The organism is Rikenella microfusus DSM 15922 (assembly GCF_000427365.1).
In the GTDB taxonomy this organism is placed as follows: Bacteria; Bacteroidota; Bacteroidia; order Bacteroidales; family Rikenellaceae; genus Rikenella; species Rikenella microfusus.
Genome location: NZ_KE386488.1, coordinates 1,176,631 through 1,190,751 on the forward strand (window position 1 = coordinate 1,176,631; position 14,121 = coordinate 1,190,751).

Consider the following 14,121-nt stretch of genomic DNA (forward strand, 5'->3'; position numbering starts at 1 on the left):
ATTCCTACAGGACATGAAATCGAAAGTATATACCATTACGCTGATCATCATCGCCGTCATCACGGTGGTGGCTTTTATCGGCTGGTTCGTGCTCAAGCCCGCTCCCTACCTCATGCAGGGCACGGTCGAAGCCACCAGCTACAAAGTATCGTCGAAAGTGCCGGGCCGTGTGGACAGCCTGACCGTCAAACGCGGCGACGCGGTGACCAAGGGGCAGTTCCTATACGGCATCAGCTCTCCGGAAGTCTTCGCCAAGCTGACGCAGGCCGAAGCGGCACGGTCGGCGGCCTCGGCCATGCAGGACAAGGTGGACGCGGGAGCACGCAAACAACAGATTCAGCAAGCCTATGAAATGTGGCAGCAGTCGCTGGCGGGACTGGAACTGGCCCAGAAGACTTACGACCGGGTGAAAAACCTCTACGACCAGGGTGTGGTGCCGGCCCAGAAGCTGGACGAAGCACAGGCCAACCTGAAAGCCATGAAAACGACTTCGGTAGCCGCCGAAGCGGCCTACAGCATGGCTACCGAGGGGGCGCAATGGGAAGATAAAGCGGCGGCCAAAGCGATCGTGGAACAGGCCGGAGGAGCGGTAAGCGAGGTGGAATCGTTCGTGACGGAGACGCGCCAGTACGCTCCGGTGGACGGAGAGGTTTCGAGCGTGGTCTCGGAGAACGGCGAGCTGGTAGGGACGGGTTATCCGGTAGTCACGATCGTGGATTTGTCGGACTCCTGGGTGGTTTTCAACGTCAAGGAGACGATGTTGCCGAAGATCAGGATGGGTACCCGGTTCAAAGGTTATTTCCCGGCGTTGGACCGGACTTACGAACTGACGGTGGACTATATCGCGGCGGAGGCTTCCTATGCCACATGGGCGGCGACACGGACCAGCGGGGAGTTCGATGTCAAGACTTTCGAGGTGCATGCGCGCGCGGCCGCCCCGATCGACAATCTCCGTCCGGGGATGACCGTAACGGTGGATTACAACAGCCTATAACGACAGAACCGGTTTTGGAAACCCTGTTCCGAATCCGCACAGGACTGCCCCGCCTGCGGGGAACAAAGTTGTATATCGGATCGGCTTCTGCGTCGATTCGGCACGGTCGCTATGCCGGACGATTAACCATAGTTTTTTAGTTTGTGCGATTCATAAGAATCGCCGGCTTTCGCGCCCAAGCGGCCAAGCCGCTTCGGGGGGCGCAAAGCCGAATGGATAAAGCATTTCAATCGTAGGGTTATTCGTAAAAGTACCGCGATAGCGGGCGGGCCGGAGCCACCCCGGGCGGCGGCCTGCAACTGCGCTGCGCTTGTTTCGCCTCCGCTGGCTCCGGAAATAACATTAACCGTACAGTTATTTGTCGAGGAGCGCGGTCTGCGAAGAACGAGGGTAATTACAGCCCGGCTGGAGTGCCCGGCGGCACCGGGTCTCCCCGTGGGGAGGCGTCCGGCCCGCCCGCTGACGCGGAAATTTAGTTTTAACAGTACGGTTTATTACAATGTTCTCCCTTAGTCAGGCCGGAGCCACCCCCGGCGTAGGCCTGCAAGCAGTCCGCGCTGGCTCCGGCCTTGAATTTGCAAATTAAAAAGTACGGCTAATTGACAAGACTGCGACTCGGAACCGACGAAAGCCGTGGCAGTTACAGCCCGGCTGAATGCCCAGCGATACCGAAACCGATTTTTAACAGAACGACCGACAACAAGACATGGGACTATTCAGCAACAGCATAAAGCGTGAAATCAGGCGGTTCGGACAAAGCCGGATGCTGGTCACCGCGGCCATTATCATACCGGTCGCGATGACCGTACTGTACGTGTTGATGTTCTGGAAAGGCACCGTGCACGACCTGCCCGTCGCCGTATACGACGGCGACAAGACGGAACTGTCGCGGCAGCTGATCCGGATGGTCAATTCTACCCCCAGCGCACACGTTGCCCTGCAGGCGGAAAGCATCGAACAAGGCCGGCAATCCATGGTACAGGGGCTGACCAACGCCCTGATCGTGATACCGAAAGGATTGCAGGCCGACATTCTGGCCGGTAACGGAGGGGCACAGATCTCAGCAGAGGTCAGCGGCGCGAGGATACTCAACTCCGGACTGCTCAAGCGCGACATCACGACCGTTTTCCAGGCCTTCAACATAGGCGTGGAGACCCAGATGTTGGGAGCCAAAGGAATCCCCGCCTCGAAAGGATACGCCATAGCCTACCCCATCGCTTTCGAAAAACACGTCCTGTTCAACCCTTACGGCAGTTACGCCTACTACCTGCTGCCGGGCCTGCTTTTCCTCGCGCTGGTCATTACCGTAAGCCTGGTAACCGTCTATGCGGTGGGAAGCGAACTGAAAAACGGTACGGCAGGCGAATGGGTAGCCGCGGCCGGAGGAAGCATCACGCGTGCCCTGGCAGCCAAACTGGCTCCATACGTACTGTTGTTCACCCTGCTGTCGCTATTTATGAACACCCTACTCTACCGCTTCCTCGGACTGCCTTTCCACGGACAGGAGGCAGCGATACTGGTGCTGGGCAACCTGTTCGTCATACTGGCTTACATGGCCATCGGCGTGATCCTCGTGGCCGTAAGCGCCAACATGCGTTTTTCGCTGTCCGTGGCGGGCGGGCTGGCGACAGCTTCGCTCTCATTCTGCGGGCTGACCTTTCCGACCATCGGGATGTATCCGGCCATCGCCGCGCTGGCCCAACTGTTCCCTTTCACCCACTTTATCGACCTCTTTATCGAACAGAGCCTCCGCGGAGCGCCCCCGGCGCGGTCGCTGGGCGATCTGGCCGCCATGGGCGCATTCGTACTGATCATGGCGGCCATCGTGCCGAGACTCAAAAAGGTCGCACTGAACCCGCGATATTACGGGAAAGACTGATGCCATGAAACAATTCTGGAAAATAACGAAAACCGAGTTCGTCTCCATTTTCAAGGACGGAGGAGCCATGCTGATCCTGTTCGGGGCGATGCTGATCTACGGCACCCTGTATCCGTTGATCTACGCTCCCCAGGTGGTACGCAACTTCCCCGTCGCCGTAGTGGACCTGGACAATACCCCGCCGAGCCGGAAACTGGCCCGGATGCTCGACGCCACGCCGGAAGCCGATGTACGGTACGATGCCCGGAGCCTCGACGAAGCCGAACAGCTTTTCCTCGACCGGAAGATATACGGCGTGCTTTACATCCCGCAGGGGTATGAAAAACGGATACTGGCGGGCGAACAAAACCACGTGAGCCTGTATGCCGACGGAGGTTATTTTCTGCTTTACAGCGATTTTCTGGGGGCTGTCGGCGAGGTGGTCGGCGCAGCCGGTGCCGAAGTGCAGATCGGCACGCTGACGGCAGGAGGGCTGAACCGGCAGCAGGCGGAGTGGACGGCGCAGCCGGTGGCCTACGATGTCAATATGCTTTACAACCCTTACGGCGGATATGCCACGGCTATCCTGCCGCCGGTATTGATTCTGATCGCGCAGCAGCTCCTGCTGGTGGGAATCGGCATGGTAGGCGGAACGTGGTACGAAAAGGGAACGTGGAGGCGTTTCCGCGACTATTCGGCCACGCGGCTGACGTTCGCCAAGGCGACAGCCTACCTGTTCCTTTATATTCCGCTGATGCTCTATATGTTCAGTTTCCAGTACAAGTTTTTCGGTTACCCGATGAACGGGAACCACCTGGACCTGCTGGCGATCTTCCTGCCCTATCTGTTATCGGTCATCTTTCTGGGCCTGACTTTCGGAGCCTTGTTCCGCAAGCGGGAGACATCGATGATGATGCTGATCGTCACTTCGGTCTTTTTCCTGATCGTCAGCGGTATTTCCTGGCCGCGCGAAGGGATGCCGGAATGGATTTACGCCCTGGGTCGGCTGGTGCCTTCGAGCAGCGGCATCGACGCGCTGGTGCGGATACGCACGATGGGGGCGACGCTCGCGGACGTGGTTCCGGAGGCCGTCACGCTCTGGACACTGACAGGGATATACGGGCTGACGGCCATCCTGGCGACGCTGAGGCGAACGCGCGAACTGCAAACGGCGGCTGCAAAAGTCCGCACGGAACACTATAAAACAAATACGGAATCCGAATAAAGAATTTTTCTTCAGGCGAAAAGGGAGTGCCGCTTGATCGAACAACGAGTCTAACCGAGATTTCCGAAATATGGCGATATGTTTTATTCGGCCTTGCGCCGTCCCCTCCCCGACGACTGAAAACCGTCCGGCGCCAAAACCGGCGGTTTTGTAAACCGCAAAACAGATTTGCCTGTGTCGGCCGTCCGCAAAGAGAGAACGATACCCATATCCGAATAAGGAATCGCCGTTACGGTACCGGATCGTGTCCGCTGCCGCCCCAGGGATGACAACGGAGAATCCGTCGGAGAGAGAGCCAAAAACCCTTGAGAGGCCCGTATTTCCGGAACGCTTCGAGCGCGTATTGCGAACAGGTGGGCGTAAACCGGCAGGCATTGGGAAGAAAAGGCGAGATCGCCGACTGGTAGAACCGGATCAGACCGATGAACGGCGCCGAAGCTATTTTCCGGCAGGCTGCTCCCCAGTCTCTCGAATCGCTGCGTCTTTGTTCCGGATCGTGCATAATCTGTTCAGGATAGAGACCACCGCTTTTTCGATCGTGCGGTAGTCGATCGGCTCCCCTTTCGCGACATAAGAGAAAGCGATGTCGGCCGCGAGCGTCGCGCCCTCCCCGGCCAATACATGTTTGTTGAGCCTGTATGCCTCGCGCATCCGGCGTTTGAGGAGGTTCCGGGACACGGCTTTTTTGTGGTTCCGTTTGGGAACGATCACCATGATCCGGTTCGGCCCCTCCTCCCGGAACCGGTAAGTGCATTTGACCGGATAGACCAAAAACGCCTCTCCGCGGGTGAAGAGGCGTCCTATGTCGTCACGACCGGAAAGCCGTTCGGTTTTGGGCAACGCATAACGTCCTTTCCCGCCGGAACCGGCCTGCGCATCGTTCTCCATCATGAAACCGAAAATATCATTTCGCCGCAGCCGTCCGCCGGCAAACCGGACGTCCTCCCGTCGTTTTCGCCGCAGCCGAAACGGATTTGCCCCTGGCCGGTTTTTTCGCCGCGACCGCGGAAACCGGTTCGGGCAGCTCCTTCACCCCGAACTCCTCGACCGACTCGCCGCCGTTCAGGGCCGCGATATATTTGTCGATCGCCATGGTCAGGGAAGGATATTTCGGAGTAGGCGCCAGAATGTCCACAGGCAGGCCCGAAGCGAGCGCCTCCCGTGCCGTGGCATTCCCCAGCGCGGCGACGATCATCCCCTGCGGCAAAGCGCCGAAATGTCCGTGCAGCGCCTTGATATCCGCCTGGCTGTAACAAGCCACCAGATCGTACGTGTCGATCGCGATGTCCGAAAGGTCGGCCGGAACGGTATGCGCCAGAATGATCTTGGTGAATTTCACGCCGGTACGCGCCAGAAGCTGCTGGATTTCCGGCTTGTGGGGATCGGAAAGGGCGACCAGGAATTTTTCCTCCTTGTGTTTGGCCACCACTTCCATCAGGTCGGCGAACGTCGCCGTCCCGTAGAATATCTTGCGTTTGCGGTAAACGATATATTTTTGCAGGTAGAGCGCGATCGCCTCCGTGACGCAGAAATATTTCATGTCTTCCGGCACGGCGATCCGACACTCTTCGCAGATCCGGAAAAAATTGTCGATCGTCTTCCGAGACGTGAAAATCACGGCCGTATGGGCCAACACGTCCACCCGCTGGGCACGGAATTCCTTGACCGTAACCCCTTCCACCGTAATGAAAGGCCGGAAATCGATCTCTACTTTATGCTTGGAGGTAAGTTCCGAAAAAGGTGATTTGTCTGACGACGGCGCCGGCTGGGAGATAAGTATCCTCTTTACTTTCAATGTATTCACCATATTAATTGATCCCACTCTTCCGAATTGCCAGGGCGATAATAAAGCTCACCGGCAGGATTTCGACGGTGCAAAGGTACAAAATCCATTGCAATTTAGAAAACGACCGTATTCTAAAGTATTTATATAGAGCCATAAAATGGTACAGGACCAGAGCGGCCAAAACGACCATGCCCGGCTCGAACAATCGTCCGCTGACGCCGACGATGACAGCCAGCGGGGTATAGAATATCGCGATGAAGGTAATGTCGATCCGATTGAGGAATGTGATCTCCCGGAACACCTCCTTGTCGTCGGTCAGCGAACGCATCACCCCGAATGCCAGCCGCCTGTACAGCATGACGCCCAGAAAAGCGGCCACCGCCGCCAGAAACAGGTAATAGCTCTCCACGCGGGGCAACTGGATCTCCAGCCAGGCCATCACCAGCGATGCTCCGCCCAGGACGGCCAACACCATCCCGCTCCGCATGAAAAACCCGAAATCAGCCCCCTGCCCCTCCATCAGCGTGAGCATATCTTCCGTCCGGCCGATATTCTTCAGGCAACTCATCAGATCCCTGCGAAAACGGTACAGGATATAACAATAGAAACAGATCAGCACGACCATCGCTACGGAAATCTGCCAGGGTTCCGCCCTCGCGTCCGTCCGCACGGGAGTTCCCCGGGAGACGATCCGTTCCGACAGGGTCGAGCCGTTTCCCCACACCCGTTCCGCGGAAGGGGCCGGATGCAACAGCCACGAGGTATCGGGAACGACGCTCCGTCCCTCTTCCGCCCAGAAAGGCTTCCTCCAGGGGGCATGCGCAAGAGCCGTATCCCCCGGCGGGCTATATGCTGTATGAGGTGTTTCCATCCGGAATCCGCAAAAATCCACCAAGTTCCGACAACGATATCGATCCGACGGCAAAGGTAGAACTTTCCGCCGGAACGGCTGTGTAAAACCTGTGGACATTTTCATTTGCCGATATGCAACATCCTGATTCCGAAGCTCCCGTACATTCCGGCATTTTGTGGACAGGCTGTGCGCATTTTTTGACATTTTGCCGGGTCCGACGCTTGCATTTTTCCGTTCCGGAAGATATATGCACCTTTTTCGTTGCCGTCCAACAAAAAATTATTTTTTTCGATAAACATCCGACGACCGGTCTCCGCGCCGGGTTTCCGACAAATCCGACCGTATGGCCAACCGTTGATAACGATTACGGCCGGTTTGTTGATATTTTACACAAACCATTGATAATCAAATTGAATTCGATTTCGATCCGGTTTACGGATATTTAACCGCATGTTAATATCCGATTATACAATCCGATTTACCCGATTTTATCAACGCTATTCACAACCATTATTCTTCTTATTTCAATGAATTAATCTTTATCTTTTTATTAATTTTAAAAACGACGGAGAACGAAATTTCGCCGGACGGAGTTGGCCGTCGGTCGGAAAATGATTATCTTTGCGGTCCGAAACTCCCTGAACGCAGGGAAATTGAAAGGAGGTCGAGTTTTATCCGCAGCTCTTTTCCGAACGGAAAGGGCGATTACCGAAACACACGACATACCATCGAAGCCGGACTGGAGCGCAGGCTCCCGTCGGCGTACCGGTTCCCCGGAATCGGTACGCATCTCTCCTTTCAACCGATTTCAAAAAAAACTTAACAAAGAAGATTCGTTATGATCATCATGCCGATCAAAGAGGGCGAAAACATCGAACGCGCCCTGAAAAAATTCAAACGTAAATACGAAAAAACGGGCGTTATCAAAGAACTGCGCGCGCGTCAGTATTTTACCAAGCCGTCTGTCCGGAACCGGGTGCAGAAGCTCAAGGCTATTTACGTGCAGAGTCTGCAACGCGAAGAGGAATAGTTTTTCCGATTCCGGCGCGGGCGGGACTTTGTTCAGTTTCCCGCCGGGAAGGACGGGGCCGCCCTGCGGTATCAGCAAATAACGGGGCCGGTAAAGCAGTCGCTTTACCGGCCCCGTTCGCTTCGTGTGTACGAAGGGGAGGGGCGAAGCGGTCCTGCCGGTCGGAAAGGCGCGCTGAAACCGGGCCGGCTGTTCGGCCGGAAATCCCCGAAAAACGTCCGGGGATTTTCGGGAAAAGAAAAACGGGCCGTTCGGCGGAATGGAAAAAATGCTTATCTTTCGGGGTAAATTCGGAGTATCAGAGTTTGAACGATATACGAAATATCGAAAAAGACAGGGAGTTCGAGGAGCAGATACGGCCGCAGGAACTCGGGGCTTTCAGCGGCCAGGAAAAGATCGTGGAGAACCTTTCCGTCTTCATCAAGGCCGCCATCATGCGGGACGAGGCGCTGGACCACGTTCTGCTGCACGGGCCTCCCGGACTGGGAAAGACCACGCTCGCCAACATCATCACCAACGAACTGGGGGTGACCATGAAAGTGACCTCCGGGCCGGTGCTGGACAAGCCCGGCGACCTGGCGGGACTGCTGACCAACCTGGGGGAAGGGGACGTTCTTTTCATTGACGAGATCCACCGCCTCAGTCCGATCGTGGAGGAGTACCTCTACTCCGCCATGGAGGATTACAAGATCGACATCATGCTCGACAAGGGGCCGAGCGCACGTAGCGTGCAGATCAAGCTCAACCCGTTCACCCTGATCGGGGCCACGACGCGTTCCGGACTGCTGACCAGTCCCCTGCGCGCCCGGTTCGGGATCAACTGCCATTTGCAGTATTACGACGTTCCGACCCTGACCGGCATTATCCGTCGGTCGGCCTCCGTGCTGGGTATCCCCATCGAAGACCCGGCCGCCGGAGAGATCGCCCGGCGCTCGCGCGGCACTCCGCGTATCGCCAACGGACTGCTCCGGCGCGTGCGCGACTTCGCCATGGTGCAGGGCAGCGGTAGGATCGAACTCGGCATCACCCGCCGTGCGCTGGACGCGCTGGATATAGACACCCGCGGACTGGACCAGATGGATAACCGGATCCTTTCCACCATCATCCATAAATTCAACGGCGGACCCGTGGGGCTGGGTACCGTCGCCACGGCGGTAAGCGAAGATGCCGGAACCATCGAGGAGGTGTACGAACCGTTCCTGATCAAAGAGGGATTCCTCAAACGGACGCCGCGCGGAAGGGAGGCGACCCCTCTGGCTTACGAACACCTGGGGATCGCCCTGCCGGGAGGGATACATCGGCAGGGGGAACTCGAATTTTGAACGGTATGGGGCGTTGTCCTTTTCCGATCCGCCTTGGACGGGAGGGAGGGCGACCCTGCCGGAATCCTCCTCTGCGGAAGGTACGGTGCGGGCCGGCAGTTGCCGGGAACGACCTGTCCCGTGCCCGGTCGGGGTAAAATTCGTACAAGGCCGTTTTTCGCATTTAAACTTTCGGCGACCTGCCGCGTCTCACATACGGGAGAACCGACCAGAACACAAAACCAACAAATAAAACCAAACTGCAATGAAAAAAGTAATCCTGCTCATGGCCGCTCTGATGGCCGTTACCTTCTCCGCTCAGGCGCAGAAGAAATCGAAAGCCGAAAAAGCCGCCGAAAAAGCCAAGAAAGAGATGATGACCGCAGCGCTGATCGACCGCGTCATCCCGGCCAAGAACTTCCAGTTCGTGCCCTACGAATACATCCAGACCAACACGGGGACGACCCAGATCAACCGGTATGAATACACCAAACTCCGTCCGAATTCGATGGAAGTGTACATGACCAACTGCCCGGGCGTACAGACCAACCGTTACGAGTGGCTCTCCTGCGAAAAGAAAAAAGACAATTGGGTCGTGAAGATCAAAGTGGTCGCCGACAACGGCAACAACCTGAGCTTCGACTTCGCCGTCAATTCCAAGACCGGTATCGCTACCCTCCGCGTGCGTTCCAACAAATCGCTCGACCAGAACAATCCGGGCGGCGCGAACTCGATCACCTATAAGGGTAACATCCGCGAATACTAATTCCGGTATGCGGCATGTGCCGTTACCGTTCGGCCGGAGTCTTTCGACGAGACTCCGGTTTTTTTATGCCGGAACCGTGCGGAACGCTTGCAGGGAAGTTCTGCATGTCTTATCTTTAGAGCAGTTATCCAATAAAGCCCGTTCCGATGAAAAGATTTTTTTCCCGGCTGGCCGGATCGGCGGTGCTGATCGCAGCCCTGTGCGTTGTGCCGAGTGACTCTCTCGGCGTCGAAAAGAGGCTTTCCCAGGCCCGCCAGGTCGAGCGGCAGGCCGAATTGCGGGGAACGACCGTGCAGGAGATGGTGGACAGCCTGGTGAAGGCGGTCGATTTCCAGTTCATTCCCGGCACGTTGGACGGCCAGGTGAACGGAGTGTATGCGATCTACAAGTTTCGGAATACCCCCGGTTTTCCGCTTTGGCTGATGATGAATATGGGCGGGCCGCTGACGGTGAACGAAAGACTCTTTACCGTGAACCGGACCGAAAGCAAGATCAAGGACGGCGTGCGCGTGTGGCTGCTGAATCTCGGCTGCGCCGACTCGGTGAACGGGAAATTCGAGTTGCAGTTCATTATCGAGGCGGCAACCGGCAAAACCATGCTGGAAGTGACCCGCACCGAAGAAGGGAACGCTCCGCCTCCCGGAGAGGAGAGTCCGAAGAACCAAAACACCTTTCTGTTCCAGGGATATGTTTTTCCGGAATACTTTATTTACACTTACAAAAATAAACGGCGGGAGGAAAACGCCCGGAAGACGGAACAACTGCTCGATTTTCTGGTGCCCCGGCTCGATTTCAGGGCCGGCGGGCGGACGATCAATCCGACTCTGCTCGAACGCCAGTTCGCCCGGTTGGTCTATCTGGACAAGCATAACGATACCTGGTACGTGCGCATCGAGTTCCCGGAGACCAGGAACCGTTTCCAGAAAACCTCCGTACTCGATTTCGCCATCAACGCGCGGGACGGTGAAACCTATATCCGGGCGGGATTGTACGATTACCTGTTCAAAAACTGGACGCATTACCGCGGACGTTCCGTATTTACCACCTCCAACTGAGGCATGCGGAGCCGCAAACCGAAAGTCAAACCAAGTATTTAATTCGATATGAACGCAATGAATCTGAAGACGGCGTGCCTTTCCCTGTTGGCAGGCGCGGCGCTGGCGCTGGCGGCTCCGGCCCATGCGCAGGAGAACGGTCCCGCTACGGCTGCCGAGATCGATAAATGGGTTGCAGACGTGAAATTCCAATTCCTGCCCAGCCCCTTGCAGTCCGACGAAAGCAATGCGGCCGTGGTGCAGGGTTATTTCAACAAGACCCCCGGTTTCCCGTTGTGGCTGATGATGGACATGGGCGGCGCTCTGCCGGTGGACAAGGACCATTTTTCGGTCAATAGCGCGGAAAAAGACGAAGACGGCGTATGGGTGCTGGATCTGAGCTGCGTCGATTCGGTCAACGGTTTTTTCAAACTCAATTTCGCGATCGACCCTGAAAAAGGCGAGGCCGCGCTGAAAGTAGCTACGGCTGCCGACGGGGATATCGCGATGTATCAGGGGAAAATCGGCCCTTACGAAGGGCCGGGAATGCCCGATTTTAGAAACGAGAAAAAAGCCGAAGAGGCGGAACGGACTGCCGCCGTGCTGGACCGGATCGTTCCGGCGTTGGATTTTACCGTGAAACTCAATTCGGAATTGTACGGAAACAAATCGCAGGTAGTCGTCCGGCCCGGGAATGTCCAGGCATGGAGTCCGCGCAAGTTCGACGCCGACGGTTATACGGTGGTCTGCTGCGAAAAACAGAACGGCGTCTGGTACGTCCGTTTGCAAGTGGGCGAACCCACTGCGGTCAGCGAAGCCATGTATCTTGACCTGGCGATCGATTCGTGGACGGGAGATACCAATTTCCGGCTGGGACTGGCCGACAAATTGCGCCATAACTGGCGGGCGATCGTGGACGGCCAAGTGCAAATGCCCGAATAGACCCGATTCGTCCGTTCCGACAAAAGGATTACCGCGAAAAAGCGTAAATTTGTGGGTGGTCGGCCTTTGTGCCGGCCGCCTTATTTGTTTTATCGTATGGAAAAAGGAAAACTGGCCGAATCGCTGGCGGAAAACGATCGGGAACAGGTTGTGCTGGCGGCGGTCGTCCGCGACCGGCAGGAGATGCGGGAAGCGGAAGAGTACCTCGACGAGCTGCGGTTTCTGGCTGAAACCGCAGGGCTGGAGACGGCGGCTACATTTACCCAGAAGCTGCCCTATCCCGATAAACGGACTTTCGTCGGCAGCGGCAAGTTGCAGGAAATCAAGGAGTATATCGCCGACAGTGCGGTCAGCGCCGTGATTTTCGACGACGAACTGTCGCCGTCCCAGACTCGGAACCTCGAAAAAGAGCTGGGAATCAAAATATTGGATCGTACCCGTCTGATTCTCGACATATTCGCCCAGCGGGCGACTACCGCTTACGCGAAGACGCAGGTCGAGCTGGCGCAGCTGCAATACCTGTTGCCGCGGCTGACGGGGATGTGGACGCACCTCGAACGGCAGCGCGGGGGGACGGGAACCCGCGGCGGGGCAGGGGAGCGCGAAATCGAAACCGACCGCCGTATCATCCGCGACCGCATCGCCCGGCTCAAGGAACAACTGGTCAAGGTCGATCGGCAGATGGCGACCCAGCGCAGCGGGCGCGGGTCGCTGGTGCGGGTGGCTTTGGTAGGATACACCAACGTCGGGAAATCGACCATGATGAACATGCTCAGCAAAAGCGAGGTTTTCGCCGAAAACAAACTGTTCGCCACCCTCGATACCACCGTGCGGAAAGTGGTGCTGGAGAACCTGCCGTTCCTGTTGTCGGATACCGTCGGGTTTATCCGGAAACTGCCCACGCAGCTGGTCGAGTCGTTCAAATCGACGCTCGACGAAGTCCGGGAAGCCGATCTGTTGCTGCATGTGGTGGACATCTCGCACCCGAATTTCGAAGACCAGATAAGCGTCGTGAACCAGACCCTGCGCGACATCGGGGCGGGAGATAAGCCGGTCTTTTTGATTTTCAATAAGATAGATGCTTATACTTACGTAAAGAAAGACGAGGACGACCTGATGCCCGGCACGCGCGAGAATTGGACGCTGGAACAGTTGCAGAAGAGCTGGATCGCACGGAACAGCGGAGTGCCCTGCATCTTTATTTCGGCACGGAACCGGACCAATATCGACAAGTTGCGTAAAGACCTTTACGGCATGGTGCGCGAAATACACGAAGGGCGTTATCCGTTCAATAACTATTTGTATTGATGGACATCGCGGTACAACAAGAGAGAATTTTCTCCGATACGGCCTCTTCGGCGGGGTTCGAGTCGGTCGCGCTGGAAATATTCCGTTTCCAGGCAGCCCATTGCGAACCCTACCGGCAATATATCGGCCTGTTGGGAATCGACCCGTCGTCCGTTTCCTACACGGCGGAAATCCCGTACCTGCCGGTGGAGTTTTTCAAGACTCGCCGGATATGGAGCGCGCCGGCGGACAGTGAACCTGAAACGGTCTTCACCAGCAGCGGTACCTCCGGGGCCGAAACGAGCCGCCATTATGTAGCATCGACGGCCTTATACGACGAATCTTTCACGCGGGGGTTCGAATATTTTTACGGCCCGGCGGGGGAGTGGAGCATCTTCGCTCTGCTGCCGTCTTATATGGAGCGCAGCGGGTCGTCGCTGGTCTGGATGGCGGAACGGTTGCAGGCGCGAAACAGGGCTTGTGGCGGCTTTTACCTGTACGACCACGGCAAATTGACCGGGGAGCTGCGGAAAGCGGCGGAAAAGGGCGAAAAAATCCTGCTGATCGGGGTCGCTTTCGCTTTGCTGGACTATGCGGAATACCTGTCGGCCGAAAATATCGCCTTGGAATTGCCGGAGGACGCCGTCGTTATGGAAACGGGCGGGATGAAAGGCCGGCGGCGCGAAGTTTCACGTGAAACAATGCACGAAACGCTGACCCGGGCATTCGGCGTAAAGACGATACATTCGGAATACGGGATGACGGAACTGTTGTCCCAGGCCTATTCGTCCGGCGGCGGCCTGTTCCGCTGCCCGCCCTGGATGCGCGTTTCGGCTCGGGACCTGCAAATCCCGCTGCGTGCGGCGGGGGAGGGCGAGCCGGGCGGGTTGAATGTTATCGACCTGGCCAATCTCTGGTCGTGTTCGTTTGTCGCCGTGCAGGACCGGGGGATCGTTTACGGCGACGGTTCGTTCCGGGTGCTGGGGCGGATCGAAGGGGCGCAGCTCCGGGGATGTAATATGTTGATCGAATAATCTTGTCCGGA

14 protein-coding genes are annotated in these 14,121 nt (G+C 56.9%); 10 read left to right on the top strand and 4 right to left on the bottom strand.

Features of this window, described 5'->3' with window-relative positions; translation table 11 throughout:
* The first annotated feature begins 13 nt into the window (after nucleotides 1-13).
* The 3 genes from RIKMI_RS0105995 to RIKMI_RS13215 all read left to right on the top strand — a co-directional run bounded on the left by RIKMI_RS0105995 (nucleotide 14) and on the right by RIKMI_RS13215 (nucleotide 4,077).
* A complete protein-coding gene (locus tag RIKMI_RS0105995) occupies nucleotides 14-994 on the top strand; it encodes an HlyD family secretion protein (protein WP_027290861.1) in 981 nt (326 codons plus the stop codon).
* Nucleotides 995-1,700: 706 nt separating this feature from the next.
* Entirely contained in the window at nucleotides 1,701-2,873 is a 1,173-nt protein-coding gene (locus RIKMI_RS0106000) for an ABC transporter permease (protein WP_027290862.1), read from the top strand.
* A 4-nt stretch (nucleotides 2,874-2,877) separates the two neighbouring features.
* Nucleotides 2,878-4,077 (top strand): ABC transporter permease, encoded by a 1,200-nt coding sequence (locus RIKMI_RS13215; RefSeq protein ID WP_051214384.1) that lies wholly within the window; start codon nucleotides 2,878-2,880, stop codon nucleotides 4,075-4,077.
* A 229-nt stretch (nucleotides 4,078-4,306) separates the two neighbouring features.
* On the opposite strand, the gene yidD is transcribed toward RIKMI_RS13215, so the two are convergent.
* The 4 genes from yidD to RIKMI_RS0106025 are packed head-to-tail and all read right to left on the bottom strand — an operon-like array spanning nucleotide 4,307 to nucleotide 6,734.
* The gene (yidD, locus tag RIKMI_RS14595; protein ID WP_084135201.1) at nucleotides 4,307-4,579 is read right to left on the bottom strand and encodes a membrane protein insertion efficiency factor YidD; all 273 of its coding nucleotides are present in this window, start codon (nucleotides 4,577-4,579) and stop codon (nucleotides 4,307-4,309) included.
* Nucleotides 4,516-4,968 (bottom strand): ribonuclease P protein component, encoded by a 453-nt coding sequence (locus tag RIKMI_RS0106015; RefSeq protein ID WP_051214385.1) that lies wholly within the window; start codon nucleotides 4,966-4,968, stop codon nucleotides 4,516-4,518. Before RIKMI_RS0106015 ends, yidD begins: the two co-directional genes overlap by 64 nt.
* Nucleotides 4,969-4,981: 13 nt before the next feature.
* On the bottom strand, nucleotides 4,982-5,884 hold the full coding sequence (locus RIKMI_RS0106020) for a uroporphyrinogen-III synthase (protein ID WP_245584943.1): 903 nt from the start codon (nucleotides 5,882-5,884) through the stop codon (nucleotides 4,982-4,984).
* A 1-nt stretch (nucleotide 5,885) separates the two neighbouring features.
* Complete coding sequence (locus RIKMI_RS0106025) at nucleotides 5,886-6,734, bottom strand: DUF4271 domain-containing protein (RefSeq protein WP_169715501.1); 849 nt, start codon at nucleotides 6,732-6,734, stop codon at nucleotides 5,886-5,888.
* An 820-nt stretch (nucleotides 6,735-7,554) separates the two neighbouring features.
* On the opposite strand from RIKMI_RS0106025, the gene rpsU reads away from it, so the two are divergent.
* The 7 genes from rpsU (at nucleotide 7,555) to RIKMI_RS0106070 (ending at nucleotide 14,110) form a co-directional block, all read left to right on the top strand.
* The gene (rpsU, locus tag RIKMI_RS0106035) at nucleotides 7,555-7,746 is read left to right on the top strand and encodes a 30S ribosomal protein S21 (protein ID WP_027290867.1); all 192 of its coding nucleotides are present in this window, start codon (nucleotides 7,555-7,557) and stop codon (nucleotides 7,744-7,746) included.
* 305 nt (nucleotides 7,747-8,051) lie between these two features.
* Nucleotides 8,052-9,068, top strand: a complete 1,017-nt coding sequence (ruvB, locus tag RIKMI_RS0106045) for a Holliday junction branch migration DNA helicase RuvB (RefSeq protein ID WP_027290868.1) — start codon at nucleotides 8,052-8,054, stop codon at nucleotides 9,066-9,068.
* A gap of 244 nt (nucleotides 9,069-9,312) precedes the next feature.
* Entirely contained in the window at nucleotides 9,313-9,813 is a 501-nt protein-coding gene (locus tag RIKMI_RS0106050) for a hypothetical protein (protein ID WP_027290869.1), read from the top strand.
* 146 nt (nucleotides 9,814-9,959) lie between these two features.
* Nucleotides 9,960-10,868, top strand: coding sequence for a hypothetical protein (locus RIKMI_RS0106055; protein ID WP_027290870.1), 909 nt, complete (start codon nucleotides 9,960-9,962; stop codon nucleotides 10,866-10,868).
* 48 nt (nucleotides 10,869-10,916) lie between these two features.
* Nucleotides 10,917-11,789 carry a hypothetical protein gene (locus tag RIKMI_RS0106060; RefSeq protein ID WP_147288417.1) on the top strand — a complete coding sequence of 291 codons (873 nt, stop codon included), beginning with the start codon at nucleotides 10,917-10,919 and terminating at the stop codon, nucleotides 11,787-11,789.
* A 96-nt stretch (nucleotides 11,790-11,885) separates the two neighbouring features.
* Nucleotides 11,886-13,097: a GTPase HflX gene (gene hflX, locus RIKMI_RS0106065; RefSeq protein ID WP_027290872.1), complete on the top strand. Its 1,212-nt coding sequence runs from the start codon at nucleotides 11,886-11,888 to the stop codon at nucleotides 13,095-13,097.
* Nucleotides 13,097-14,110 carry a LuxE/PaaK family acyltransferase gene (locus tag RIKMI_RS0106070; RefSeq protein ID WP_037291598.1) on the top strand — a complete coding sequence of 338 codons (1,014 nt, stop codon included), beginning with the start codon at nucleotides 13,097-13,099 and terminating at the stop codon, nucleotides 14,108-14,110. Before hflX ends, RIKMI_RS0106070 begins: the two co-directional genes overlap by 1 nt.
* The last annotated feature ends 11 nt before the right edge of the window (nucleotides 14,111-14,121 follow it).

Bases quoted from the DNA above. Each gene is read 5' to 3' on its own strand.
- RIKMI_RS0106025 (WP_169715501.1), bottom strand. From the start codon at position 6,734: ATGGAAACACCTCATACAGCATATAGCCCGCCGGGGGATACGGCTCTT.
- RIKMI_RS0106015 (WP_051214385.1), bottom strand. From the start codon at position 4,968: ATGATGGAGAACGATGCGCAGGCCGGTTCCGGCGGGAAAGGACGTTAT.
- RIKMI_RS0106070 (WP_037291598.1), top strand. From the start codon at position 13,097: ATGGACATCGCGGTACAACAAGAGAGAATTTTCTCCGATACGGCCTCT.
- RIKMI_RS0106055 (WP_027290870.1), top strand. From the start codon at position 9,960: ATGAAAAGATTTTTTTCCCGGCTGGCCGGATCGGCGGTGCTGATCGCA.
- rpsU (WP_027290867.1), top strand. From the start codon at position 7,555: ATGATCATCATGCCGATCAAAGAGGGCGAAAACATCGAACGCGCCCTG.
- hflX (WP_027290872.1), top strand. From the start codon at position 11,886: ATGGAAAAAGGAAAACTGGCCGAATCGCTGGCGGAAAACGATCGGGAA.
- RIKMI_RS0106000 (WP_027290862.1), top strand. From the start codon at position 1,701: ATGGGACTATTCAGCAACAGCATAAAGCGTGAAATCAGGCGGTTCGGA.
- RIKMI_RS0106060 (WP_147288417.1), top strand. From the start codon at position 10,917: ATGAACGCAATGAATCTGAAGACGGCGTGCCTTTCCCTGTTGGCAGGC.
- RIKMI_RS0106050 (WP_027290869.1), top strand. From the start codon at position 9,313: ATGAAAAAAGTAATCCTGCTCATGGCCGCTCTGATGGCCGTTACCTTC.
- yidD (WP_084135201.1), bottom strand. From the start codon at position 4,579: ATGCACGATCCGGAACAAAGACGCAGCGATTCGAGAGACTGGGGAGCA.
- RIKMI_RS13215 (WP_051214384.1), top strand. From the start codon at position 2,878: ATGAAACAATTCTGGAAAATAACGAAAACCGAGTTCGTCTCCATTTTC.
- RIKMI_RS0105995 (WP_027290861.1), top strand. From the start codon at position 14: ATGAAATCGAAAGTATATACCATTACGCTGATCATCATCGCCGTCATC.
- RIKMI_RS0106020 (WP_245584943.1), bottom strand. From the start codon at position 5,884: ATGGTGAATACATTGAAAGTAAAGAGGATACTTATCTCCCAGCCGGCG.